Annotated in this window: 26 protein-coding genes; 16 read left to right on the top strand and 10 right to left on the bottom strand. The window is 61.0% G+C overall.

The genetic code is table 11. The features are described from left to right. The first annotated feature begins 9 nt into the window (after positions 1-9). Together CGA21_RS02320 and CGA21_RS02315 are read left to right on the top strand one after the other, a co-directional pair. Positions 10-1,014: an aspartate carbamoyltransferase catalytic subunit gene (locus CGA21_RS02320; RefSeq protein ID WP_020797380.1), complete on the top strand. Its 1,005-nt coding sequence runs from the start codon at positions 10-12 to the stop codon at positions 1,012-1,014. Further along, positions 1,011-2,282, top strand: a complete 1,272-nt coding sequence (locus tag CGA21_RS02315; RefSeq protein ID WP_188263441.1) for a dihydroorotase — start codon at positions 1,011-1,013, stop codon at positions 2,280-2,282. Before CGA21_RS02320 ends, CGA21_RS02315 begins: the two co-directional genes overlap by 4 nt. Positions 2,283-2,376: 94 nt before the next feature. Here the strand turns inward: CGA21_RS02315 and CGA21_RS02310 are convergent, their stop codons facing one another. After that, on the bottom strand, positions 2,377-2,808 hold the full coding sequence (locus CGA21_RS02310) for an NINE protein (RefSeq protein ID WP_042955345.1): 432 nt from the start codon (positions 2,806-2,808) through the stop codon (positions 2,377-2,379). 249 nt (positions 2,809-3,057) lie between these two features. Here CGA21_RS02310 and CGA21_RS02305 point away from each other — a divergent pair, with 249 nt between their 5' ends. Then, positions 3,058-3,675: a C40 family peptidase gene (locus CGA21_RS02305; protein WP_188263440.1), complete on the top strand. Its 618-nt coding sequence runs from the start codon at positions 3,058-3,060 to the stop codon at positions 3,673-3,675. 105 nt (positions 3,676-3,780) lie between these two features. Here the strand turns inward: CGA21_RS02305 and CGA21_RS02300 are convergent, their stop codons facing one another. Then, positions 3,781-4,815, bottom strand: coding sequence for a type IV pilus twitching motility protein PilT (locus tag CGA21_RS02300; protein ID WP_188263439.1), 1,035 nt, complete (start codon positions 4,813-4,815; stop codon positions 3,781-3,783). A 56-nt stretch (positions 4,816-4,871) separates the two neighbouring features. On the opposite strand from CGA21_RS02300, the gene CGA21_RS02295 reads away from it, so the two are divergent. The 9 genes from CGA21_RS02295 to CGA21_RS02255 all read left to right on the top strand — a co-directional run bounded on the left by CGA21_RS02295 (position 4,872) and on the right by CGA21_RS02255 (position 11,550). After that, positions 4,872-5,558: a YggS family pyridoxal phosphate-dependent enzyme gene (locus CGA21_RS02295; RefSeq protein WP_188263438.1), complete on the top strand. Its 687-nt coding sequence runs from the start codon at positions 4,872-4,874 to the stop codon at positions 5,556-5,558. Positions 5,559-5,579: 21 nt separating this feature from the next. Further along, a complete protein-coding gene (gene proC, locus CGA21_RS02290) occupies positions 5,580-6,398 on the top strand; it encodes a pyrroline-5-carboxylate reductase (RefSeq protein WP_188263437.1) in 819 nt (272 codons plus the stop codon). A gap of 24 nt (positions 6,399-6,422) precedes the next feature. Beyond that, positions 6,423-7,010: a YggT family protein gene (locus CGA21_RS02285; protein WP_110750274.1), complete on the top strand. Its 588-nt coding sequence runs from the start codon at positions 6,423-6,425 to the stop codon at positions 7,008-7,010. A gap of 183 nt (positions 7,011-7,193) precedes the next feature. Then, positions 7,194-8,333, top strand: coding sequence for a homoserine O-succinyltransferase MetX (locus CGA21_RS02280; protein WP_188263436.1), 1,140 nt, complete (start codon positions 7,194-7,196; stop codon positions 8,331-8,333). Positions 8,334-8,340: 7 nt separating this feature from the next. Further along, positions 8,341-8,961: a methionine biosynthesis protein MetW gene (metW, locus tag CGA21_RS02275; RefSeq protein ID WP_077046059.1), complete on the top strand. Its 621-nt coding sequence runs from the start codon at positions 8,341-8,343 to the stop codon at positions 8,959-8,961. 26 nt (positions 8,962-8,987) lie between these two features. Further along, positions 8,988-9,422: a DUF4426 domain-containing protein gene (locus CGA21_RS02270; protein ID WP_110750270.1), complete on the top strand. Its 435-nt coding sequence runs from the start codon at positions 8,988-8,990 to the stop codon at positions 9,420-9,422. Continuing rightward, positions 9,419-10,015, top strand: coding sequence for an RdgB/HAM1 family non-canonical purine NTP pyrophosphatase (rdgB, locus tag CGA21_RS02265; protein ID WP_188263435.1), 597 nt, complete (start codon positions 9,419-9,421; stop codon positions 10,013-10,015). Before CGA21_RS02270 ends, rdgB begins: the two co-directional genes overlap by 4 nt. After that, positions 10,012-11,217: a radical SAM family heme chaperone HemW gene (gene hemW, locus CGA21_RS02260; RefSeq protein WP_110750268.1), complete on the top strand. Its 1,206-nt coding sequence runs from the start codon at positions 10,012-10,014 to the stop codon at positions 11,215-11,217. Before rdgB ends, hemW begins: the two co-directional genes overlap by 4 nt. 9 nt (positions 11,218-11,226) lie before the next feature. Beyond that, positions 11,227-11,550, top strand: a complete 324-nt coding sequence (locus CGA21_RS02255; RefSeq protein WP_008063519.1) for a DUF3392 domain-containing protein — start codon at positions 11,227-11,229, stop codon at positions 11,548-11,550. A 131-nt stretch (positions 11,551-11,681) separates the two neighbouring features. Here the strand turns inward: CGA21_RS02255 and trmB are convergent, their stop codons facing one another. The 4 genes from trmB to CGA21_RS02235 all read right to left on the bottom strand — a co-directional run bounded on the left by trmB (position 11,682) and on the right by CGA21_RS02235 (position 13,924). Next, positions 11,682-12,407 carry a tRNA (guanosine(46)-N7)-methyltransferase TrmB gene (gene trmB / locus CGA21_RS02250; RefSeq protein WP_020797367.1) on the bottom strand — a complete coding sequence of 242 codons (726 nt, stop codon included), beginning with the start codon at positions 12,405-12,407 and terminating at the stop codon, positions 11,682-11,684. 9 nt (positions 12,408-12,416) lie between these two features. Further along, positions 12,417-13,211 carry a thiazole synthase gene (locus CGA21_RS02245; protein WP_020797366.1) on the bottom strand — a complete coding sequence of 265 codons (795 nt, stop codon included), beginning with the start codon at positions 13,209-13,211 and terminating at the stop codon, positions 12,417-12,419. A 60-nt stretch (positions 13,212-13,271) separates the two neighbouring features. Next, positions 13,272-13,472 carry a sulfur carrier protein ThiS gene (gene thiS / locus CGA21_RS02240; protein WP_007953386.1) on the bottom strand — a complete coding sequence of 67 codons (201 nt, stop codon included), beginning with the start codon at positions 13,470-13,472 and terminating at the stop codon, positions 13,272-13,274. 71 nt (positions 13,473-13,543) lie between these two features. Next, positions 13,544-13,924 (bottom strand): DUF423 domain-containing protein, encoded by a 381-nt coding sequence (locus CGA21_RS02235; protein WP_110750264.1) that lies wholly within the window; start codon positions 13,922-13,924, stop codon positions 13,544-13,546. Positions 13,925-13,998: 74 nt separating this feature from the next. Here CGA21_RS02235 and mtgA point away from each other — a divergent pair, with 74 nt between their 5' ends. Then, complete coding sequence (mtgA, locus tag CGA21_RS02230; RefSeq protein ID WP_110750262.1) at positions 13,999-14,721, top strand: monofunctional biosynthetic peptidoglycan transglycosylase; 723 nt, start codon at positions 13,999-14,001, stop codon at positions 14,719-14,721. 203 nt (positions 14,722-14,924) lie between these two features. Here mtgA and rpoH read toward each other — a convergent pair whose 3' ends face one another. From rpoH to ftsY, 4 genes are all read right to left on the bottom strand, one after another. Next, complete coding sequence (gene rpoH / locus CGA21_RS02225; protein WP_008065085.1) at positions 14,925-15,779, bottom strand: RNA polymerase sigma factor RpoH; 855 nt, start codon at positions 15,777-15,779, stop codon at positions 14,925-14,927. Between the two features lie 112 nt (positions 15,780-15,891). Further along, positions 15,892-16,914, bottom strand: a complete 1,023-nt coding sequence (gene ftsX / locus CGA21_RS02220) for a permease-like cell division protein FtsX (protein WP_020797361.1) — start codon at positions 16,912-16,914, stop codon at positions 15,892-15,894. Next, positions 16,911-17,582: a cell division ATP-binding protein FtsE gene (gene ftsE / locus CGA21_RS02215; RefSeq protein ID WP_008065082.1), complete on the bottom strand. Its 672-nt coding sequence runs from the start codon at positions 17,580-17,582 to the stop codon at positions 16,911-16,913. The genes ftsX and ftsE overlap by 4 nt, the downstream gene beginning before the upstream one ends. Continuing rightward, positions 17,579-19,093, bottom strand: a complete 1,515-nt coding sequence (ftsY, locus tag CGA21_RS02210; protein WP_188263434.1) for a signal recognition particle-docking protein FtsY — start codon at positions 19,091-19,093, stop codon at positions 17,579-17,581. Before ftsY ends, ftsE begins: the two co-directional genes overlap by 4 nt. 343 nt (positions 19,094-19,436) lie before the next feature. Between ftsY and CGA21_RS02205 the strand changes: the two genes are divergently transcribed. Genes CGA21_RS02205 through rsmD form a run of 3 tightly spaced genes read left to right on the top strand, consistent with a single transcriptional unit; the run spans position 19,437 to position 22,889 of the window. Further along, positions 19,437-20,792: a M16 family metallopeptidase gene (locus CGA21_RS02205; protein WP_188263433.1), complete on the top strand. Its 1,356-nt coding sequence runs from the start codon at positions 19,437-19,439 to the stop codon at positions 20,790-20,792. Beyond that, a complete protein-coding gene (locus CGA21_RS02200; protein ID WP_110750255.1) occupies positions 20,785-22,275 on the top strand; it encodes a M16 family metallopeptidase in 1,491 nt (496 codons plus the stop codon). The genes CGA21_RS02205 and CGA21_RS02200 overlap by 8 nt, the downstream gene beginning before the upstream one ends. Next, on the top strand, positions 22,275-22,889 hold the full coding sequence (gene rsmD, locus CGA21_RS02195; RefSeq protein ID WP_110750253.1) for a 16S rRNA (guanine(966)-N(2))-methyltransferase RsmD: 615 nt from the start codon (positions 22,275-22,277) through the stop codon (positions 22,887-22,889). Before CGA21_RS02200 ends, rsmD begins: the two co-directional genes overlap by 1 nt. Positions 22,890-22,944: the final 55 nt, after the last annotated feature.

Raw genomic sequence — 22,944 nt, 5'->3', positions numbered from 1 at the left:
CCCCTCGCGATGACGCCTCTAGATACCAAGCGCCCGCTGCAGCTCAATGATCAGGGCCAGCTGCGCCACTTCCTCTCGCTCGACGGTTTGCGCCGCGAGCTGCTGACGGAAATCCTCGACACCGCCGACTCGTTCCTAGAAGTTGGCGCACGGGCAGTGAAGAAAGTCCCGTTGCTGCGCGGCAAGACCGTGTGCAACGTATTCTTCGAAAACTCCACCCGCACCCGCACCACCTTCGAACTGGCGGCCCAACGGCTGTCGGCGGACGTGATCACCCTGAACGTGTCGACATCATCGGCAAGCAAGGGCGAAACCCTGCTCGACACGCTGCGCAACCTGGAGGCCATGGCCGCCGACATGTTCGTCGTGCGCCACGGTGATTCCGGCGCTGCACACTTCATCGCCGAACATGTTTGCCCACAGGTGGCGATCATCAACGGTGGCGACGGCCGTCACGCTCACCCGACCCAAGGCATGCTCGACATGCTCACCATCCGCCGGCACAAGGGCGGCTTCGAAAACCTTTCAGTGGCCATCGTCGGCGACATCCTGCACTCGCGGGTTGCACGCTCGAACATGCTGGCCCTGAAAACCCTGGGTTGCCCGGACATCCGCGTGATCGCGCCGAAGACCCTGCTGCCGATCGGCATCGAGCAATACGGCGTGAAGGTCTACACCGACATGACCGAAGGCCTCAAAGACGTCGACGTGGTGATCATGCTGCGCCTGCAGCGTGAGCGCATGACCGGCGGCCTGCTGCCGAGCGAGGGCGAGTTCTACCGCCTGTTCGGCCTGACCACCGCGCGCCTGGCTGGCGCCAAACCCGATGCCATCGTCATGCACCCGGGGCCGATCAACCGTGGGGTGGAAATCGAATCGGCGGTAGCCGACGGTCCACACTCGGTGATCCTCAACCAAGTGACCTACGGCATCGCGATTCGCATGGCCGTTCTGTCCATGGCCATGAGCGGTCAGACTGCGCAACGCCAATTCGAGCAGGAGAACGTTCAGTGAAGCTCAGCATTCTCGGGGCCCGCGTTATCGATCCGGCCAGTGACCTGGATCAAGTCACCGATATCCACATTGAAGCCTGCAAGATCGTCGCCATTGGCGCCGCCCCAGCCGGTTTTGTCGCTGTCGACACCCTCGATGCCAAAGGCCTGGTGGCCGCCCCTGGCCTGGTCGACCTCAATGTCGCCCTGCGTGAACCGGGCTACAGCCGCAAAGGTTCGATTACCAGCGAAACCCGCGCCGCCGCTGCCGGTGGCGTGACCAGCCTGTGCTGCCCGCCAAAGACCAAACCGGTGCTGGACACCTCGGCAGTGGCCGAGCTGATCCTCGACCGCGCCCGCGAAGCCGGTAACGCTAAAGTGTTCCCGATCGGCGCACTGAGCAAAGGCCTGGACGGCGAACAGCTTGCAGAGCTGGTTGCCTTGCGCGATGCCGGCTGCGTGGCCTTCGGCAACGGCTTGGAGAGCTTTCGCAACACCCGCACCCTGTGCCGGGCGCTGGATTACGCAGCCACCTTCGACCTCACGGTGATCTTCAACTCCCAGGACCACGACCTGGCGGAAGGCGGCCTGGCCCATGAAGGACCGACCGCGAGCTTCCTCGGCCTGCCGGGCATTCCGGAAACCGCTGAAACCGTGGCCCTGGCCAGGGACTTGCTGCTGGTCGAACAGACGGGCGTGCGTGCGCACTTCAGCCAGCTGACCAGCGCACGTGGTGTAGCGCTGATCGCCCAGGCCCAGCAACGCGGCCTGAAGGTCACGGCGGATGTCGCCCTGTACCAGCTGATACTGACCGACGAAGCGCTGATCGATTTCAGCAGCCTCTATCACGTGCAGCCGCCGCTGCGCACCCGGGCCGACCGTGAGGGTTTGCGCGCAGCCGTGAAGTCTGGCGTGGTCTCGGCCATTTCCAGCCATCACCAGCCCCACGAACGGGACGCCAAACTGGCGCCGTTCGGGGCCACCGAGCCAGGCATCAGCAGCGTCGAACTGCTGCTGCCGCTGGCGATGACACTGGTGGAAGACGGCTTGCTCGACCTGCCGACGCTGCTGGCGCGACTCAGTGCCGGCCCTGCGCAGGCCTTGCGCCTGCCAGCGGGCAAGCTGGCGGTGGGCGGCGCAGCGGATATCGTGCTATTCGACCCTGCAGCCTCGACCGTGGCCGGGGAAACCTGGTTGTCCAAAGGCGAGAACTGCCCGTTCCTGGGTCATAGCCTGCCGGGCGTGGTGCGCTATACCCTGGTGGACGGACGGATCAGCCACCAGGCTTAAAACCGCGCCGCCTGCATTCGCGAGCAAGCCCGCTCCCACATTGGATCTGTGTCGTTCACAAGTCCCCTGTGGGAGCGGGCTTGCTCGCGAAGACTTACTGGAAGGCGCCTCTGTTCTGCGCGTTGCGAATGGACACCTGGTCATTCAGCGTCCAGAAGTCATACAGCACCCCCAGAAAGAACAACCCACCCGTCACCAGGTACAGCAACCCGCTGATCCACTTCCCCTGATACATCCGGTGCACGCCGAACACCCCAAGAAACGTCAGCAGAATCCACGCCACGTTGTATTCAATCGGTCCAGCGGTAAATCGCAGGTCTGCTTCACGGTCCATGGCCGGAATCAGGAACAGGTCGATCAACCAGCCAATCCCCAGCAAACCGAAGGTGAAGAACCAGATCGTCCCGGTCACCGGCTTGCCGTAATAAAAGCGATGGGCACCGGTAAATCCAAAAATCCACAGCAGGTAACCAATCACTTTGCTGTGCGTGTCCTGATGCGGGACGGGGGGTTGATAGGTGTTCATGGAGGACCTCGATTCACGCGATAGATAAATATTCTTTAAATCTTTGTGACTTTTTTACGAGCAGCCGACGTATGGCAAATGCTACCGTCACTCTCGCCAAACCCTTATAGCACCTGACTTCTGTCGGACAATCGCGTCAATTTACCGCTTATTTGGTTCCGTTAGACCCCGATGGAATCGACCAACGGCCTCAGAATGCCAAAAAAAGCTGTTATAAAGTTGCGCGCTAACACATACGAGCCCTGCCTAATGCGTCCACTTTTCAAGACATGGCTAACCATTTGCCTATTATTGCCACTGGCCGCCCACGCCACCAATCGTGAGCAACGTCTTCCGAACGTTAATGGTTACACCCCAAAATCCCATGCGGCTGCTCCTTCGAGCAAAAGCAAGAAATCGGTAAAGCTGGCTCCACAGCTGGCCAGCAAGAGCAGCCTGGTGCCGCCAATGGCGACCCGGGAAAGCAGCAACGTGCTGAGCCGCGCCGTTAACGTCCTGGGTACACCGTACCGTTGGGGCGGCAGCAGCCCGAGCAAAGGCTTCGACTGCAGCGGCCTGGTGAAATACGCGTTCAACGACGCCACGTTTGACCTGCCACGCACCTCCAATGCCATGGCCAGCGGCCACGGCGAGAAAGTCGATCGCAACGACTTGAAGCCCGGCGACCTGATTTTCTTCAACATCAAGAGTCGTCGAGTCAATCACGTTGCCATCTATTTGGGCAACGACCGCTTCATCCACGCGCCACGCCGTGGCAAGTCGGTGAGCATCGACACCCTGAAGAAACCGTACTGGGAAAAACACTACGTCGTGGCCAAGCGGGTTCTGCCGAAAGACCAGAAAGCGTTGCAGGTTGTTCAGCGCTAACCTGAAGCAAGATCAAAAGATCGCAGCCTGCGGCAGCTCCTACACAGGGACTCGCGTTTCCCTGTAGGAGCTGCCGCAGGCTGCGATCTTTTGCTTTAAACGCCATCAGAAATTATCTGGCGACCGCGCCTTCTCCCGCGCCTGCTCGCGACTGACCAAGCCCTTGGTCACCAGGTCCCTCAGGCCCATATCCAGCGTCTGCATCCCCAGCGACCCGCCCGCCTGAATCGACGAATACATCTGTGCCACCTTGTCTTCACGGATCAGGTTACGGATTGCCGATGTCCCGAGCATGATCTCGTGGGCTGCGACCCGCCCTCCCCCGATCTTCTTGACCAGGGTCTGGGACACCACCGCCAGCAATGACTCGGAAAGCATCGAACGCACCATCGACTTCTCGTCCCCGGGGAATACGTCGATGATCCGGTCAATGGTTTTCGCCGCCGAGGTCGTGTGCAGGGTGCCGAACACCAAATGGCCAGTCTCGGCAGCGGTCAATGCCAAGCGGATGGTTTCCAGGTCACGCATTTCCCCCACCAGGATCACGTCCGGGTCTTCGCGCAGGGCCGAACGCAAGGCGGTGGCGAAACTGCGGGTATCACGATGAACTTCACGCTGATTGATCAGGCATTTGCGCGATTCGTGAACGAACTCGATAGGGTCTTCGATAGTGAGGATGTGGTGATGGCGGTGGCTGTTCAGGTAATCGATCATCGCTGCCAGGGTGGTGGACTTGCCGGACCCCGTCGGGCCTGTCACCAGGACCAGGCCACGTGGCGCATCGGTCATCTTGCGGAACACCTCGCCCATGCCCAGCTCTTCCATGCTCTGGACCCTGGACGGGATCGTGCGGAAAACCGCTCCAGCGCCTCGACTCTGATTGAAGGCATTGACCCGGAATCGCGCGACGCCGGGCACCTCAAAGGAAAAGTCGGTTTCCAGGTGCTTTTCAAAGGCCACCCGCTGGTTGTCGTTCATGATGTCGTAGATCAGCGCCTGCACCTCCTTGTGCTCCAAGGCCGGCAAGTTGATGCGCCGCACATCGCCATCGACACGGATCATCGGCGGCAGGCCTGCCGACAAATGCAGGTCGGATGCGCCTTGTTTGGCGCTGAACGCCAGCAACTCAGTGATATCCATAGCACCCCTCAATTCCAGTAGAATGCCGCCAACCTCAGACCGCTGGCGCCTCTTGAATGTCCACGATAGCAGACAACATTGAACGGGTTGGTTCACGTATTCGTGCCGCCGCCCTCGCCGCCCACCGCGATGAAAACAGCGTCCAGTTGCTGGCCGTCAGCAAGACCAAACCCGCCCAGGCGCTGCGTGAAGCCTATGCCGCGGGCCTGCGCGATTTTGGCGAGAACTACCTGCAGGAGGCATTGAGCAAGCAGGCGGAATTGACCGACCTGCCCTTGATCTGGCACTTCATCGGCCCCATTCAATCGAACAAGACTCGCGCAATCGCCGAGCACTTCGCCTGGGTGCATTCCGTGGATCGCCTGAAAATCGCGCAACGCCTGTCCGAACAACGCCCTGCCGATCTGCCGCCCTTGAACATCTGCATCCAGGTCAACGTCAGCGGTGAAGCCAGCAAGTCCGGCTGCACACCGCAGGACCTGCCGGCCCTGGCCAATGCGATCAGCGCCTTGCCGCGCCTGAAGTTGCGCGGGCTGATGGCAATTCCCGAGCCGACCGAAGACCGTGCCGCCCAGGATGCCGCCTTTGCTGCCGTACAAAGCCTGCAGGCCAGCCTGAACTTGCCCCTCGACACACTTTCCATGGGGATGAGCCACGACCTTGAGTCAGCGATCGCCCAGGGTGCCACTTGGGTCCGTGTCGGTACGGCCCTGTTTGGCGCCAGAGATTACGGTCAACCTTGACCCCCTTTATAAGGACCTGACATGAGCAAGACACGTATTGCCTTTATCGGTGCCGGCAACATGGCCGCCAGCCTGATCGGCGGCCTGCGGGCCAAAGGCCTGGAAGCGGCGCAGATCCGCGCCAGCGATCCGGGAGAAGAAACCCGTGCCCGCGTGAGCGCCGAACTCGGCATCGAAGTATTCGCCGACAATGCCCAGGCCATCGAGGGCGCCGATGTGGTCGTGCTGGCGGTCAAGCCCCAGGCGATGAAGGCTGTCTGTGAAGCCCTTCGCCCAAGCCTGAAACCCGGGCAACTGGTGGTATCGATTGCCGCCGGCATTACCTGCGCCAGCATGAACAACTGGCTCGGCGCCCAGCCAATCGTGCGCTGCATGCCCAACACGCCGGCACTGCTGCGTCAGGGCGTGAGCGGCCTGTTCGCCACCGATCAGGTAACCGCCGAACAGCGCCAGCAAGCTCAAGAGCTGCTATCGGCGGTTGGTGTTGCCCTGTGGCTGGACGAGGAACAACAGCTGGATGCGGTCACCGCCGTTTCCGGCTCGGGCCCTGCGTACTTTTTCCTGCTGATCGAAGCCATGACCGCCGCCGGCGTGAAGCTCGGCCTGCCGGCAGACATCGCCGCGCAACTGACCTTGCAAACCGCCTTGGGCGCCGCCCACATGGCGGTGTCCAGCGACGTCGACGCCGCCGAGCTGCGTCGCCGCGTCACTTCGCCTGCCGGCACGACCGAAGCCGCGATCAAATCGTTCCAGGCCAATGGCTTCGAAGCACTGGTCGAAAAAGCCCTGGGCGCCGCTGCGCATCGTTCGGCCGAGATGGCTGAGCAACTCGGTCGCTAATCAGCACTTAATAAGGAATCAACAATGCTCGGACTCAATGACGCTGCCATTTTTGTGATCCAGACCTTGGGCAGCCTGTATCTTTTGATCGTGTTGCTGCGTTTCATCCTGCAATTGGTGCGGGCGAACTTCTACAACCCGCTCTGCCAATTCGCCGTCAAGGCCACGCAACCGCTGCTAAAGCCGCTGCGCCGGGTTATCCCAAGCATGTTCGGGCTGGACATGTCCTCTCTGGTGCTGGCCCTGGTCGTGCAAATGGCGCTGTTCGCGGTCATCCTGCTGCTCAGTGGTTACTCGGTCGATGTACTGTTCCTGGCCCCCTGGGCGCTGATTGGCATCTTCGCGCTGTTTTTGAAGATCCTGTTCTGGGCAATGATCATCAGCGTGATTCTGTCCTGGGTCGCTCCGGGTAGCCACAATCCAGGCGCAGAACTGGTCCAGCAGATCACTGAACCGGTGCTCGCGCCGTTCCGCCGGATCATTCCGAACCTGGGCGGCCTCGACATCTCGCCGATCTTCGCCTTCATCGCACTGCAGTTGCTGCAGAGCTGGCTGATTCCGCGCCTGGCTTACTACGCGCTGATGCCGAAAGAACTGTTTGGCCTGATCTGAGACCGCGTTATCGTTCTTCGCGAGCAAGCCCGCTCCCACAGGAGGTTGCATTCCCATGTGGGAGCGGGCTTGCTCGCGAATGGCGCACCTCGGTCTAGCTGGATGAAATCAGGCCCGGCCTTTGCTTGCCGCTAACCCCAGCGGTCTTTAGACTTACGCCTCATTTCAACGAGAGCAGGGTCGATGCCAGCTGCCTTTCCCCCCGATTCTGTTGGTCTGGTGACGCCGCAAGTGGCGCACTTCAGCGAACCCCTGGCGTTGGCCTGCGGCCGTTCGCTTGCGGCCTATGACCTGGTTTACGAGACCTACGGCACCCTGAACGCCACGGCGAGCAACGCCGTGCTGATCTGCCACGCCTTGTCCGGCCACCACCATGCTGCCGGCTATCACAGCCCCGACGACCGTAAACCCGGTTGGTGGGACAGCTGCATCGGCCCCGGCAAGCCCATCGACACCAACAAGTTCTTCGTGGTCAGCCTGAACAACCTTGGCGGTTGCAATGGCTCCACCGGCCCGAGCAGCATCAACCCGGAGACCGGCAAGCCGTTCGGTGCCGATTTCCCGGTGCTGACCGTGGAAGACTGGGTGCACAGCCAGGCACGCCTGGCCGATCGCCTCGGCATCGCCCAGTTTGCGGCCGTGATCGGCGGCAGCCTAGGCGGCATGCAGGCGATGCAGTGGAGCATCACTTACCCCGACCGTATCCGCCATTGCGTGGCCATCGCCTCGGCACCCAAGCTGTCGGCACAGAACATCGCCTTCAACGAAGTGGCGCGCCAGGCGATCCTCACCGACCCCGAATTCCACGGCGGTTCGTTCCAGGAACACAACGTGATCCCCAAGCGCGGGCTGATGCTGGCGCGCATGGTTGGGCACATCACCTACCTGTCCGACGACTCCATGGGCGAGAAATTCGGGCGCGGCCTGAAAAGCGAGAAGCTCAACTACGACTTCCACAGCGTCGAGTTCCAGGTCGAAAGCTACCTGCGTTATCAGGGTGAGGAGTTTTCCGGGCGCTTTGACGCCAACACTTACCTGTTGATGACCAAGGCCCTGGACTACTTCGATCCGGCGGCCAACTTCGACGATGACCTGGCGAAAACCTTCGCCAACGCCACCGCCAAGTTCTGCGTGATGTCGTTCACCACCGACTGGCGTTTCTCCCCTGCCCGCTCGCGGGAGCTGGTGGACGCACTGATGGCCGCGCGCAAGGACGTCTGCTACCTGGAAATCGACGCACCGCAAGGCCACGACGCCTTCCTGATTCCGATTCCGCGCTACTTGCAGGCGTTCGGCAATTACATGAACCGCATTACGTTGTGAGATAGCCATGAGAGCTGATCTGGAAATCATCCAGGAATGGATCCCCGCCGGTAGCCGCGTGCTCGACCTCGGTTGCGGCAACGGCGAACTGCTGACCTGGCTGCGCGACAACAAGCAGGTCACCGGCTATGGCCTGGAAAACGACGCGGATAACATTGCCGAGTGCGTGGCCAAGGGCATCAACGTTATCGAGCAGGACCTGGACAAGGGCCTGGGCAATTTCGCCAGCAACAGCTTCGACATCGTGGTCATGACCCAGGCGCTGCAAGCGGTGCACTACCCGGACAAGATCCTCGACGAAATGCTGCGCGTCGGTCGCCAGTGCATCATCACCTTCCCGAATTTCGGTCACTGGCGCTGCCGCTGGTACCTGGCGAGCAAGGGTCGGATGCCGGTTTCCGAGTTCCTGCCCTACACCTGGTACAACACGCCGAACATCCACTTCTGCACCTTCGCGGACTTTGAAGCCTTATGTCGCGAACGTGAAGCCAAGGTCATTGATCGGCTGGCCGTGGATCAACAGCATCGGCACGGGTGGGCCAGTAAGCTATGGCCTAATCTGTTAGGTGAGATCGGTATTTACCGCGTCAGCAGCCCGGGACTTGCAGACCACAAGGTCGCGGTCTGAATCAGCACATTTCGAGGAGAACGATCATGGGTCGTCTAGCGCTGCTTCTACTTACTGCCTGCCTCAGCGTCACGGCCATGGCTGCCGACGCGATCAAAGGTGAACGCCAGGAAAAATTCGGCGACGTGACGGTGCACTACAACACCTTCAACTCAACGTTCCTGACGCCGGACATCGCCAAGGCTGCGCAGCTCACCCGCAGCAAGAACCAGGGCGTGATCAACATTTCCGTACTCAAGGACGGCAAGCCGCAGATGGCCCAGGTCAGCGGTACGGTCAAGGACCTGACCAGCCAAAGTGTGCCACTGGATTTCAGGCAGATTACCGAGCAAGGCGCGATCTACTACATCGCCCAATACCCGGTCCCGCAGCAGGAAACCCGCACCTTCGAGATCAAGGTGCAGACCGGTGACAAAATCAACACCATCAATTTCAACCAAGAGCTCTTCCCCGGCGAATGATCAACTTCACGCAACTCGTATTGGCCAGCCATAACGCCGGCAAACTCAAGGAACTCCAGGCCATGCTCGGCGAATCGGTGCAACTGCGCTCGATCGGCGAGTTCAGCAGCGTGGAGCCTGAAGAAACCGGTCTGTCGTTCGTCGAGAACGCCATCCTCAAGGCCCGCAATGCCGCGCGCATTTCCGGCCTGCCGGCCCTGGCGGACGATTCCGGCCTGGCGGTGGATTTTCTTGGCGGTGCGCCGGGCATCTACTCGGCGCGTTATGCCGATGGCAAAGGCGATGCGGCGAACAATGCCAAGTTGCTCGAGGCGTTGAAGGACGTGCCTGAAACCGAGCGTGGCGCGCAATTCGTCTGCGTGCTGGCGCTGGTGCGGCATGCCGACGATCCGCTGCCGATTCTCTGCGAAGGCCTGTGGCACGGGCGCATCCTGACCCAGGCCAGCGGCGAACACGGTTTTGGCTACGACCCGCTGTTCTGGGTGCCGGAACGTGATTGCTCCAGCGCCGAACTCAGTCCGGGCGACAAGAACCAGATCAGTCACCGCGCCCGTGCAATGGATCTGCTGCGCCAGCGACTGGGCTTGAAATGACCCGCGAATCCTCCGCGTCGTCGCTGATCTTCGGCGGCGCCGCGCAATCGCCTCGGGCCGCCCTGCCTGTGCTGCCGCCTCTGGCGCTGTACATCCACATCCCGTGGTGCGTACGTAAATGCCCTTATTGCGACTTCAACTCCCACACCGCCAGCCCCGTGCTCCCGGAAGAAGAGTATGTCGACGCATTACTGGCTGACCTCGATCAGGACCTGCACGCTGTCTACGGCCGCGAGCTGAGCTCGATCTTTTTCGGTGGCGGCACGCCCAGCCTGTTCAGTGCCCAGGCCTTAGGTCGCCTGCTCAAAGGCGTGGAGCAACGCATTGCCTTTGCCAGCGACATCGAGATCACGCTGGAAGCCAATCCGGGGACCTTCGAACAAGAGAAGTTCATCGCCTACCGAGCGCTGGGCATCAATCGCCTGTCGATTGGCATCCAGAGTTTCCAGCAAGAAAAACTCAATGCCTTGGGTCGCATCCACAACGGTGATGAGGCCGTACGCGCCGCCGGCATGGCTCGTCAAGCGGGGTTCGATAACTTCAACCTGGACTTGATGCATGGCTTGCCCGATCAATCACTGGAAGACGCCCTGAGCGACTTGCGCCAAGCCATCGCCCTGAAGCCGACCCACCTCTCCTGGTATCAGCTGACGCTGGAGCCGAACACCGTATTCTGGAACCAGCCCCCGACGCTGCCGGAAGACGACACCCTATGGGATATCCAGGAAGCCGGGCAGGCGCTGTTGGCTGAACACGGTTACGCGCAGTATGAAGTCTCGGCTTATGCCCAGCCAGGTCGCCCGGCGCGGCATAACCTCAATTACTGGAGCTTTGGCGACTTCATCGGCATCGGTGCCGGTGCCCACGGCAAGCTCAGCCATCCGGACGGGCGCATCGTACGCACCTGGAAAACCCGGCTGCCGAAGGATTACCTGAACCCGGCCAAACAGTTCAAGGCTGGCGAGAAAGCGCTGACCGATGAAGAGATGCCGTTCGAATTCCTGATGAACGCCCTGCGCCTGACCGAGGGCGTCGAATCGCGACTGTACCCGGAACGCACCGGCATGCCCCTTGAAAGCCTTGCCCAAAGCCGCCGCGAAGCCGAACAAAGCGGGCTTTTACAGGTCGAACCGTCACGTCTGGCGGCTACCGAACGCGGACAACTCTTCCTCAACGACTTGCTGCAGAAATTTCTGACATAAGGAAATCGAATGGATTTGGTACTCGACCTGCTCGCCACCGCGTCTCGCTGGAGCCGCAGCAACCTCTCGGAAATCGCTCTCGCCCTGGTCGGTTGCCTGCTGGTGCTGTTCGGTGCGGATTTCAAAGGCTGGGTCGAGCAACGCCTGGGCAGCATCGCCGGCGCCTTGCGCGTACCGCTGATGTCGCTGCTGTGCATGATCGGTAGCGGTGCGGCGCTGATCTACGCCACGCCGTGGATCGTCAAGGGCTTGAGCCAGTTCAACAATTACAGCCTGGCGCCGGTATTGTTGGTGGTGCTGGTGCTTATCGGCGTAGTCGCCGACCGCCGCTGATTTCAGCCATAACCGAAAACAATGGTGGGAGCGAGCCTGCTCGCGAAGGCGGTGTATCAGGCAGCATTTCTGTTGACTGACACTCCCTCTTCGCGAGCAGGCTCGCTCCCACAGTTCGTACGGTGTGAAGCTTAAGACTGCTTTTCGAACTTCAGATCCCACACGCCATGCCCAAGACGTTCGCCACGGCGTTCGAACTTGGTGATCGGGCGCTCGGCCGGGCGTGGCACGCACTTGCCGTCTTCGGCGAGGTTGCGGTAACCCGGTGCGACGTTCATCACTTCCAGCATGTATTCGGCATAGGGCTCCCAGTCGGTGGCCATGTGCAGGATACCGCCGACCTTCAACTTGCTACGCACCAGCTCCGCGAAGGACGCCTGAACGATACGACGCTTGTGGTGACGGCTCTTGTGCCATGGGTCCGGGAAAAACAGCATCAGGCGATCAAGGCTGTTATCGGCCACGCAGCGGTTGAGCACTTCGATGGCATCGCAATCGTAGACCCGCAGGTTGGTCAAACCCTGGGTCAACACGCCATTGAGCAGCGCGCCAACACCTGGACGGTGAACCTCGACGCCGATGAAATCCTGCTCCGGCGAAGCCGCGGCCATTTCCAGCAGCGAATGCCCCATGCCGAAGCCGATCTCCAGCGAGCGCGGTGCCGAGCGACCGAACACCTGGTCGAAGTCCACCGGCGCGTCGGCCAGGGGCAGTACGAACAGCGGCGCGCCCTGCTCCAGGCCACGTTGCTGGCCTTCGGTCATGCGCCCGGCGCGCATCACGAAACTCTTGATGCGGCGGTGTTGGCGCTCGTCGCCTTCTTCCGTCTGGATTGGCGTGTCGTTCGATTCAGTCATCAAAGGCTCTTACTTGATCAGACCATCCAGCGGCGAAGAGGCGCTGGCATAGAGTTTTTTCGGCATGCGGCCGGCGAGGTAGGCCAGGCGGCCTGCGACGATCGCGTGTTTCATGGCTTCGGCCATCATGATCGGCTGCTGGGCGTGAGCGATGGCCGAGTTCATCAGCACCGCATCGCAGCCCAGCTCCATGGCGATAGTGGCGTCGGAAGCGGTACCGACACCGGCATCCACCAGCACTGGAATTTTTGCTTCTTCAAGGATGATCTGCAGGTTGTACGGGTTGCAGATCCCCAGTCCCGAACCGATCAGGCCGGCCAGCGGCATCACCGCGATGCAGCCGATTTCCGCCAGTTGACGGGCGATGATCGGGTCGTCGCTGGTGTAGACCATCACGTCGAAGCCTTCCTTGACCAGCGTTTCGGCGGCCTTGAGGGTTTCGATCACGTTGGGGAACAGGGTTTTCTGGTCGGCCAGCACTTCCAGCTTGACCAGATTGTGGCCGTCGAGCAGCTCACGGGCCAGACGGCAGGTGCGCACGGCTTCGATGGCGTCGTAGCAACCGGCGGTGTTTGGCAGGAAGGTGTAGCGATCCGGCGACAGCACTTCGAGCAGGTTCGGCTCGCCTTCAATCTGGCCCAGGTTGGTGCGGCGCACGGCGAAGGTGACGATCTCGGCACCCGAGGCCTCGATGGCCTGACGGGTTTCTTCCATGTCACGGTACTTGCCGGTACCCACCAGCAAACGCGACTGGTAAGTACGACCGGCCAGAACAAAAGGCTTGTCGCTGCGAACGATGCTCATGGGGAATCCTCTTTAAGGGTGAGGGTCTTGCAGAATTCTGTGCCCTTGCAGGCCGGGCGGCTAGCCGCCGCCGATGGCGTGCACGACTTCGACATTGTCACCGTCGTTGAGCGTGGTATCGGCATGCTGGCTGCGCGGGACGATATCCAGATTGAGTTCGACCGCCACCCGGCGTCCGGTCAGGTCCAGACGGGTCAGCAGGGCCGCAACGGTTTCACCGTCGGGCAGTTCAAAGGATTCACCGTTCAACTGAATGCGCATGTCGAATGCCGCCATCATTTTTTGGGGCTGGCATTCTAGCCCGATCATGACCTAAAGGTCAGCAACAAGCGTCAAGCGGTCAACGGCAAGCGCCAGGCGGCTAGGCCCAGGCAAAGCCAGCCGATAAGGAACGCCAGGCCACCGAACGGTGTGATGATGCCCAGCTTGCTGACTCCCGTCAGCGTCAGCACGTACAGGCTACCGGAGAACAGCACAATGCCGATGGCAAAGGATGCGCCGGCCCAGGTAACGAGACGCCCCGGGATCTGCACAGCCAGCAACGCCACACCCAGCAATGCCAGGGTGTGCACCAGTTGATAGGTGACGCCGGTATGGAAAATTGCCAGATACTCGGCGCTCAGGCGGTTTTTCAGGCCATGGGCGGCGAACGCCCCGAGACCGACACCGGTGAAGCCGAAAAAAGCGGCCAGCATCAAAAAGCCACGCAGCATGAAGAACTCCAGTCAGTCTCGATCCACAGGGTCTGTATAATGGCCCGCTCAACGGGTTCGGCCAAGCCATCTCTATGCTGCGTATCTATTTCCGTCGTTTCGCCAAGGCCGTGCTCTGGTTCATGGGTGCCAGTGTAGTGTTGGTGCTGATTTTTCGCGTGGTGCCGCCGCCCGGAACAATGCTGATGGTCGAACGCAAGATCGAATCCTGGTTCGATGGCGAGCCCATCGACCTGCAACGTACCTGGAAACCCTGGGATGAAATCTCCGACGACCTTAAAGTCGCGGTGATTGCCGGCGAAGACCAGAAATTTCCCGAGCATTGGGGCTTTGACTTCGGCGCGATCCAGAAAGCACTGGCCCACAACGAGCTCGGTGGCACCATCCGGGGTGCCAGCACCCTGAGCCAGCAGGTGTCGAAAAACCTGTTCCTGTGGTCCGGCCGCAGCTGGTTGCGCAAAGGCCTGGAGGCCTGGTTTACCGGGTTGATCGAAGTGCTCTGGCCCAAGCAGCGGATTCTTGAGGTGTATCTCAACAGCGTCGAGTGGGATGACGGAGTGTTTGGGGCAGAGGCGGCGGCCAGGCATCATTTTGGCGTGAGCGCAAAAGGTCTCAGTCGCCAGCAATCGAGCTTGCTGGCGGCCGTATTGCCGAATCCGCGAGTATGGAGTGCCAGCCATCCCACCGCTTACGTGGCACGGCGTGCGGGCTGGATTCGGCGGCAGATGAGTCAGTTGGGTGGGGACAGCTACCTGGTGGGGCTCAATGATTCGCGCCGGGCGCCTTGGGAACAATAGACGATCACAATTTTCCAGACACTGATGCCCCCCTGTGGGAGCGAGCCTGCTCGCGAAAGCGATTGATCACATTTGTGCTGGCTGACTTGACGCTTTCGCGAGCAGGCTCGCTCCCACAGGGGCCAAGCTGATATTGAAAAATAGGCACCAACAAAAACGCCCCGATCGATGACCGGGGCGTTTTTTATTGCCTTTCGCGCGGGTTACGCGGCGATGGACAGTTTGAGCTTGTTCATCGCGCTCTTCTCGAGCTGGCGAATACGCTCGGCCGACACGTTGTACTTCTGTGCCAGGTCGTGCAGCGTGGACTTTTCTTCTGCCAGCCAGCGCTGGTAAAGGATGTCGCGGCTGCGGTCGTCCAGCACTTCCAGCGCTTCGTGCAGGTTGTGGTTGGAATTGTCGCTCCAGTCGGCATCTTCCAGCTGACGAGCCGGGTCGTACCGGTGGTCTTCCAGATAGTTGGCCGGTGACTGGAAGGCGCTGTCGTCGTCGGCTTCGGCCGCCGGGTCGAAGGCCATGTCGTGACCGGTCAGGCGACTTTCCATCTCGCGCACTTCCCGCGGCTCGACCCCGAGGCTTTCCGCCACACGGTGGACTTCCTCGTTGTTCAGCCACGCCAGGCGTTTTTTCTGGCTGCGCAGGTTGAAGAACAGCTTGCGCTGGGCCTTGGTGGTCGCGACTTTCACGATCCGCCAGTTACGCAGGATGAATTCGTGGATCTCCGCCTTGATCCAGTGCACGGCAAAGGATACCAGGCGCACGCCCATTTCCGGGTTGAAGCGCTTCACGGCCTTCATCAGGCCGACGTTACCTTCCTGGATCAGGTCAGCCTGGGCCAGGCCGTAGCCGGAATAGCTACGGGCGATATGTACGACAAAACGCAGGTGGGCGAGCACCATCTGCCGAGCCGCCTCAAGATCCTGCTCATAATAGAGACTCTCGGCCAGTTCACGCTCCTGCTCCGGCGTCAGCAATGGAATGCTGTTGACGGTGTGCACATAGGCCTCCAGGTTCGCACCCGGGACCAGAGCATATGCAGGCTGCAAAGAATTGGTCATACGAAAAAACCTCCCACTTACATACTCGTGCCATTGGCACTGCGAAAATTGACCGGAAACCGAAAGACAAGTTCCCCTAAAAACTGCAAGGTCAATACGCGCAAAAAAGATTCTACTTCGGCGCCAGCTCCCTGAGATGACGTGCGACTGCAATCCATGCACCGATATAACCCAACAGCACCGCGCCTAGCAAGAGAGACAGACCGTCGGCAACCGGTACGCCGGCCAGTGCGAAATCACTGCCGTACAACCCGGCCAAGCCGACCACCGCATCGTTCAGCCAGTTCAGGCCGAACGCCAATACGCCCCAGGAAAGAATCCCCGCACCGAAACCATACAGCGCCCCCATGTAGAGAAATGGTCTGCGCACATAGCTGTCAGTGCCGCCTACGAGTTTAATCACTTCTATCTCTGTGCGGCGGTTTTCAATATGAAGACGAATGGTATTGCCTATCACCAAAAGTAATGCAGAAACCAGAAGCACGGTCAGACCGAAGACAAATCGGTCGCCCAGCTTGAGGATGGCTGCCAGACGCTCGACCCAGACTAGATCAAGCTGCGCCTGTTGTACCTTCGGCAGTTCGGAAAGTTTTTGTCTTAATGCTTCAAGAGCTGGCTTGTCGACCTCGGTCGGCGTTACCAACACCACGCCAGGCAGCGGGTTTTCCGGCAGTTCCTTGAGCGCTTCGCCCAGGCCCGACTGCTGCTGGAACTCTTCCAGCGCCTGGTCCCGACCGACGTATTCGGCATCGGCCACCCCAGGGATACCCTTGATCTGTTCGCGCAGCGCCTCGCCATCCGTCGCGCTGGCCTCGAGTTGCAGATACAGGGAGATCTGCGCCGCGCGTTGCCAGGAACCGCCAAGGCGCTCGACGTTACTTAGCAAAAGTGACAGGCCCATGGGCAGACTCAAGGCAACCGCCATCACCATGCAAGTGAAAAAGCTGCCGATGGGCTGCTTGCCCAGGCGACGCAAGCTGTCGAGCAGGCTGGCGCGATGACTTTCGATCCAGGCGCGCAACAGCGTGGCGAAATCCGGGCCATCATCGTCGTCGTGTTTTTTCTTCTGCGGTTGCGGGTCGGCGGCCTTGGGGGCCACGCGCTCGGAAACCTTCGGACTGCGAGTAGCACTCATTCGCCGGCCTCCCCATCGCCGATCAATCGGCCGCGTTGCAGCGTCAGCATGCGATGGCGCATGCGCGCAATCAGGGCCAGGTCGTGGCTGGCGATCAGCACGCTGGTGCCCAGGCGGTTGATGTCTTCGAACACACCCATGATTTCCGCCGCCAGACGCGGGTCGAGGTTACCGGTCGGTTCGTCCGCCAGCAGCAGGGCCGGGCGGTGGACGATCGCGCGGGCGATACCGACGCGTTGTTGCTGACCGGTGGACAAGTCGCCGGGATACAGGTCGGTCTTGTCCGACAGCGCCACGCGCTCCAGCGCCGAGTCCACGCGCTTGGCGATTTCGGCCTTGGACAAACCGAGGATCTGCAACGGCAGCGCGACGTTATTGAATACCGTGCGATCGAACAGCAGTTGGTGGTTCTGGAACACCACGCCGATCTGCCGACGCAGGAAGGGGATCTGTGCGTTGCTGATGGTGCTCAGGTCTTGCCCGGCCAGCAGCAGCTTGCCGCTGGTTGGACGCTCCATGGCCAGCAACAGCCGCAGCAAGGTGCTCTTGCCGGCACCGGAATGGCCCGTTACAAACAAAAATTCGCCCCGACGGACTCGAAAGCTCAGCTCATGCAAGCCGACGTGACCGTTCGGGTAGCGTTTACCGACCTGTTCGAAACGAATCATGAACGCTCCCGTTCGGCAAACAGTGCCTGGACAAAGGGTTCAGCTTCAAAAGTGCGCAAATCGTCGATGCCTTCACCGACGCCGATATAGCGGATCGGCAGGCCAAACTGCTTGGCCAGGGCGAAAATCACCCCACCCTTGGCGGTCCCGTCGAGCTTGGTCAGCGCCAGGCCAGTCAGTTCGACAGTCTGGTTGAATTGCTTGGCCTGGTTGATGGCGTTCTGCCCGGTGCCGGCATCGAGTACCAGCAACACCTCGTGCGGCGCGTCGGCATCGAGCTTGCCGATCACCCGGCGAACCTTTTTCAGCTCTTCCATCAGATTGTCTTTGGTGTGCAGGCGACCGGCGGTGTCGGCGATCAGCACATCGATGCCACGGGCCTTGGCGGCCTGGACGGCGTCGAAAATCACCGAAGCCGAATCGGCCCCGGTGTGCTGGGCGATGACTGGAATCTTGTTGCGCTCGCCCCAGACCTGCAATTGCTCGACCGCAGCAGCGCGGAAGGTGTCGCCGGCGGCCAGCATGACTTTCTTGCCTTCCAGCTGCAGTTTTTTCGCCAACTTGCCGATGGTAGTGGTTTTACCGGCGCCGTTGACGCCCACCACCAGGATCACGAACGGCTTGTTCTGCGAGGTGATTTTCAGCGGCTGTTCGACAGGCTTGAGCATGGCGGCCAGCTCGGCCTGCAGGGATTTGTACAACGCGTCGGAATCGGCCAGCTCCTTGCGCGCGACCTTCTGGGTCAGGCGCTGGATGATCACTGACGTAGCCTCGACACCCACGTCGGCGGTCAGGAGGCGGGTTTCGAGGTCATCGAGCAGTTCGTCATCGATGGCTTTCCTGCCCAGGAACAGGCTGGCCATGCCTTCGCCGATGCTGGCACTGGTCTTGGACAGGCCTTGCTTGAGGCGGGCGAAGAAACCGGCTTTGGTTTCTTCGGTGCGTACCGGCTCGACTGGAACTTCGATAGGGGCAGCGACAACAGGAGCAATAACAGGTGCAGGTGCAGGTGCAGGTGCAGGTGCAGGTGCAGGTTCTGGCGCTTGGACAATCGGTGCAACCGGTGGGACGAATGCATTGACCGCCGGTGGCGGCGCAGCCTCAACGACGGGCGCCACGACCGGCTCGACCACGGGTACCTTAACCGGCTCAGGCGCAGAAACCGCCTGCGCCGGAATCGGAGGTGTCACGTGCGGTGCCAAGTCATTTTCGACCAGCGCCACCGGCTCTTCCGCCACCGGCAAGGTCAACCAGGGCTCGGTGACCGGGGTCAGCGGCAATTCGGCGACGACTTCAGTCGCTGCCTCGACAAGCGGTTGCAGCGCCGGCTCGGCGATCGGCGAAACAACCGGCGCAGGCTCGGCGTTTATTACCGGCGCGGGCGTTGGCTCAGGAAGTGGTTGTGGCTGTTCGACGACGGGTTCCTGCGGCTTTTTGCGCAGCCATCCGAACAGGCTTTTCTTTTCACCAGCCGCAGCTGGGGTCTTCTTGTCGTCGTTGGAACCAAACATGGAGGACGGCTATCTCACGGTAGCGACGCGCCAACGGGCGCCCCGGCAAATGAATATTCGATGCAGAACAGACTGCGATTGACCCAGCTTGTTCATGCGCAACATTTTGTCGAGGTGCAAAAGGCACCCTGCAAAAACGATTTCACTAAGGACTGATGGCGGAAAATCGGCGAAAAAGCAGAGTTTAGCTGATAAACCACAGCTTACTGCCGCAAACCCAAACAACCTGATCAAACGTAAAGGCCTGATAGGCGTGGCCGCCAGTAAAACGGATCAGTATCCTAGCACCCTCTCGCCCGCTGAAGCTAAGAACAAGCGGGCAGCCCCAAAGGTTTAAAAACGAATGAATGCCCTAGCCCGCCGCGCTGCAGGCCTGCTGATCAGCACACTTTGCCTGCCCCTTTCGGCCCTGGCGGCCGACCCGCAACCGACCCACGAATTCACCCTCGACAATGGCTTGAAGGTCGTCGTGCGCGAAGACCATCGCGCCCCGGTGGTGGTTTCCCAAGTCTGGTACAAGGTTGGCTCCAGCTACGAGACGCCCGGCCAGACCGGCCTGTCCCATGCCCTGGAACACATGATGTTCAAGGGCAGCGAAAAAGTCGGCCCTGGCGAAGCGTCGCTGATCCTGCGCGACCTCGGCGCAGAAGAAAACGCCTTCACCAGCGACGATTTCACGGCCTATTACCAGGTCCTGGCCCGCGACCGCCTGGGCGTGGCCTTCGAGCTGGAGGCCGATCGCATGGCCAGTCTGCGGCTGCCGCCCGACGAGTTCGCTCGCGAGATCGAAGTCATCAAGGAAGAGCGGCGCCTGCGCACAGACGACAAACCCATGTCCAAGGCTTACGAGCGCTTCAAGGCCATGGCTTACCCGGCCAGCGGCTATCACACGCCGACCATTGGCTGGATGGCAGACCTGGACCGCATGAAAGTCGAAGAGCTGCGTCACTGGTACCAATCCTGGTACGTGCCCAACAACGCCACGCTGGTGGTGGTCGGCGACGTGACGCCGGACGAGGTCAAGACCCTGGCCCAGCGCTACTTCGGTCCGATCGCCCGGCGTGAGGTGCCGTCGGCGAAGATTCCGCTGGAACTGGCCGAGCCCGGCGAACGCAAGATCACCCTGCATGTGAAGACCCAATTGCCCAGCCTGATGCTGGCCTTCAACGTGCCAAGCATCGCCACCACTGACGACAAGCGCCTGGTCAATGCCCTGCGGCTGATCTCGGCCCTGCTCGACGGCGGCTACAGCGGACGCATCCCGACTCAATTGGAGCGTGGCGAAGAACTGGTGTCCGGTGGCTCGTCGAGCTACGACGCCTACACCCGCGGCGACAGCCTGTTCACCCTGTCGGCAACGCCCAACAGCCAGAAGAACAAGACCATCGCCCAGGCCGAAGCCGGCTTGTGGAAGCTGCTTGAGCAACTGAAAACCACCGCGCCGACCGCCGAAGAACTGGAACGCGTAAGGGCGCAGGTCATCGCCGGGCTGGTGTACGAGCGCGACTCGATCACCAGCCAGGCCACCGCCATCGGCCAGCTGGAAACCGTCGGCCTGTCGTGGAAACTGATGGACACCGAACTCGCCGAACTGGAAAGCGTGACACCGCAAGACATCCAGAACGCCGCCAAGCTGTATTTCACCCGCGAACGTCTCAGCGTCGCCCATGTTCTGCCGGAGGAGACGACTCATGAGTGAACATAAAAAACCGCGCCTGGCCCTGCTCGGCCTGATCGCAGTCGCCCTGATCGGGTCGGCCGCGTTCTATTTTTCCAGGACCAATGACTCCGTTGCCAGTGAAGCGCTGGACAAGGCCAAGGCCAGCCAGAAGCTGCAGTCGTTGACTGAACTCAACGGCAAGGCCCCGAGCCACCGTAAGCTCGATGTGCAGACCTGGAACACTGCAGAAGGCGCCAAGGTGTTGTTCGTCGAAGCCCGTGAGCTACCGATGTTCGACATGCGCCTGATCTTTGCCGCCGGCAGCAGCCAGGACGGTGACGCTCCTGGCCTGGCGCTACTGACCAACGCCATGCTCAATGAAGGCGTGGCTGGCAAGGATGTCAGCGCCATTGCCCAGGGCTTCGAAGGCCTGGGCGCCGATTTCGGTAACGGTGCCTACAAAGACATGGCGGTTGCCTCACTGCGTAGTCTCAGCGCCGCGGACAAACGTGAACCCGCCTTGAAGCTGTTCGCCGAAGTGGTCGGTAAACCGACCTTCCCCGCCGACTCGTTTACCCGCATCAAGAACCAGATGCTCGCCGGTTTCGAATACCAGAAACAGAACCCCGGCAAACTCGCCAGCCTCGAGTTGATGAACCGTTTGTACGGCAATCACCCCTACGCGCACGCCAGTGATGGCACGGCGCATACCGTTCCGGCCGTCACCCTTGCGCAACTGCGCGCGTTCCACCAGAAAGCCTATGCCGCAGGCAACGTGGTGATCGCGCTGGTCGGCGACCTGTCCCGCGCCGAAGCCGAAGCCATTGCCGCGCAGGTATCGGCCGCCCTGCCCAAAGGTCCGGCCCTGCCGAAGATCGAGCAACCCGCCGAACCCAAGGCCAGCATCGGCCATATCGAGTTCCCGTCCAAGCAAACCAACCTGATGCTGGCGCAGCTGGGCATCGACCGCGACGATCCGGATTACGCGGCACTGTCCATGGGCAACCAGATCCTCGGTGGTGGCGGTTTTGGCACTCGACTGATGAGCGAAGTACGCGAAAAGCGTGGCCTGGCGTATGGTGTTTACTCAGGTTTCAGCCCGATGCAGGCACGTGGCCCGTTCATGATCAACCTGCAGACCCGCGCCGAAATGAGCGAAGGCACCCTGAAACTGGTGCAGGATGTACTCGCCGACTACCTCAAGACCGGTCCGACCGAAAAAGAGCTCGACGACGCCAAGCGCGAACTGGCCGGCAGCTTCCCGCTGTCCACCGCCAGCAACGCCGATATCGTCGGCCAGCTGGGCGCGATTGGCTTCTATGGCTTGCCACTCAGCCACCTGGAAGACTTCATGCAGCAGTCGCAGAACCTGACCGTCGAGCAGGTCAAGGCAGCAATGAACAAACACCTCAGTACGGACAAGCTGGTCATCGTCAGCGCTGGCCCCACCGTGCCGCAAAAGCCGTTGCCGGCCCCTACTGATAAACCCACCGAGCAACCGCTCGGGGTTCCGGAGCATTAATGGCCACTTCTCGCCCGAAAAAACCTGTCCACAACGTGCATAACGGTGTGAACCAGCTGCGCATCATCGGCGGCGAATGGCGCAGCCGCAAACTGAGCTTCCCCGACGCTCCAGGCCTGCGCCCGACGCCCGACCGGGTGCGTGAAACCCTGTTCAACTGGCTCGCACCCTACGTCCCGGGCGCCAAGGTGCTCGATCCATTCACCGGCAGCGGCGCGCTGTTTCTCGAAGCCTTGTCCCGTGGCGCAGCCATGGGCCAAGCGCTGGATGCCAGCAGCCTTGCGGTGTCCAGCCTCAAGGAGCACCTGGGCACGCTGCGCTGCACCACCGGCCAGGTCCAGACCGCCGATGCCCTGCGTTATCTGGAAACTCAGCCAGCGATTGCCTACGACCTGGTGTTCCTCGACCCGCCGTTCAACCAGAACCTGCTGCCTGCCGTTTGCACGCTGCTCGAAGAGCGCCAGTGGCTGGCCGAAGATGCCTGGGTGTACACCGAAAGCGAAAGCGCACCCTCGACCCTCGGCTTGCCGGGCAACTGGCGCCTGCACCGGGAGCAAAAATCCGGACGGGTCTATTATTCGTTATGGCAACGTATGGCAGAGATCGCCGGTTAATCGACCGGCCTGTACAAGGGGCGCGCCTCCATGCAGGCGTGCACCACTGCATCGA

It is taken from the genome of Pseudomonas sp. PSB11 (assembly GCF_014596605.1).
Classification (GTDB): domain Bacteria; phylum Pseudomonadota; class Gammaproteobacteria; order Pseudomonadales; family Pseudomonadaceae; genus Aquipseudomonas; species Aquipseudomonas umsongensis.
This window is presented reverse-complemented; position numbering and strand designations above follow the sequence as displayed.

Bases quoted from the DNA above. Each gene is read 5' to 3' on its own strand.
- CGA21_RS02320 (WP_020797380.1), top strand. From the start codon at position 10: ATGACGCCTCTAGATACCAAGCGCCCGCTGCAGCTCAATGATCAGGGC.
- CGA21_RS02310 (WP_042955345.1), bottom strand. From the start codon at position 2,808: ATGAACACCTATCAACCCCCCGTCCCGCATCAGGACACGCACAGCAAA.
- CGA21_RS02305 (WP_188263440.1), top strand. From the start codon at position 3,058: ATGCGTCCACTTTTCAAGACATGGCTAACCATTTGCCTATTATTGCCA.
- CGA21_RS02300 (WP_188263439.1), bottom strand. From the start codon at position 4,815: ATGGATATCACTGAGTTGCTGGCGTTCAGCGCCAAACAAGGCGCATCC.
- CGA21_RS02295 (WP_188263438.1), top strand. From the start codon at position 4,872: ATGTCCACGATAGCAGACAACATTGAACGGGTTGGTTCACGTATTCGT.
- proC (WP_188263437.1), top strand. From the start codon at position 5,580: ATGAGCAAGACACGTATTGCCTTTATCGGTGCCGGCAACATGGCCGCC.
- CGA21_RS02285 (WP_110750274.1), top strand. From the start codon at position 6,423: ATGCTCGGACTCAATGACGCTGCCATTTTTGTGATCCAGACCTTGGGC.
- CGA21_RS02280 (WP_188263436.1), top strand. From the start codon at position 7,194: ATGCCAGCTGCCTTTCCCCCCGATTCTGTTGGTCTGGTGACGCCGCAA.
- metW (WP_077046059.1), top strand. From the start codon at position 8,341: ATGAGAGCTGATCTGGAAATCATCCAGGAATGGATCCCCGCCGGTAGC.
- CGA21_RS02270 (WP_110750270.1), top strand. From the start codon at position 8,988: ATGGGTCGTCTAGCGCTGCTTCTACTTACTGCCTGCCTCAGCGTCACG.
- rdgB (WP_188263435.1), top strand. From the start codon at position 9,419: ATGATCAACTTCACGCAACTCGTATTGGCCAGCCATAACGCCGGCAAA.
- hemW (WP_110750268.1), top strand. From the start codon at position 10,012: ATGACCCGCGAATCCTCCGCGTCGTCGCTGATCTTCGGCGGCGCCGCG.
- CGA21_RS02255 (WP_008063519.1), top strand. From the start codon at position 11,227: ATGGATTTGGTACTCGACCTGCTCGCCACCGCGTCTCGCTGGAGCCGC.
- trmB (WP_020797367.1), bottom strand. From the start codon at position 12,407: ATGACTGAATCGAACGACACGCCAATCCAGACGGAAGAAGGCGACGAG.
- CGA21_RS02245 (WP_020797366.1), bottom strand. From the start codon at position 13,211: ATGAGCATCGTTCGCAGCGACAAGCCTTTTGTTCTGGCCGGTCGTACT.
- thiS (WP_007953386.1), bottom strand. From the start codon at position 13,472: ATGCGCATTCAGTTGAACGGTGAATCCTTTGAACTGCCCGACGGTGAA.
- CGA21_RS02235 (WP_110750264.1), bottom strand. From the start codon at position 13,924: ATGCTGCGTGGCTTTTTGATGCTGGCCGCTTTTTTCGGCTTCACCGGT.
- mtgA (WP_110750262.1), top strand. From the start codon at position 13,999: ATGCTGCGTATCTATTTCCGTCGTTTCGCCAAGGCCGTGCTCTGGTTC.
- rpoH (WP_008065085.1), bottom strand. From the start codon at position 15,779: ATGACCAATTCTTTGCAGCCTGCATATGCTCTGGTCCCGGGTGCGAAC.
- ftsX (WP_020797361.1), bottom strand. From the start codon at position 16,914: ATGAGTGCTACTCGCAGTCCGAAGGTTTCCGAGCGCGTGGCCCCCAAG.
- ftsE (WP_008065082.1), bottom strand. From the start codon at position 17,582: ATGATTCGTTTCGAACAGGTCGGTAAACGCTACCCGAACGGTCACGTC.
- ftsY (WP_188263434.1), bottom strand. From the start codon at position 19,093: ATGTTTGGTTCCAACGACGACAAGAAGACCCCAGCTGCGGCTGGTGAA.
- CGA21_RS02205 (WP_188263433.1), top strand. From the start codon at position 19,437: ATGAATGCCCTAGCCCGCCGCGCTGCAGGCCTGCTGATCAGCACACTT.
- CGA21_RS02200 (WP_110750255.1), top strand. From the start codon at position 20,785: ATGAGTGAACATAAAAAACCGCGCCTGGCCCTGCTCGGCCTGATCGCA.
- rsmD (WP_110750253.1), top strand. From the start codon at position 22,275: ATGGCCACTTCTCGCCCGAAAAAACCTGTCCACAACGTGCATAACGGT.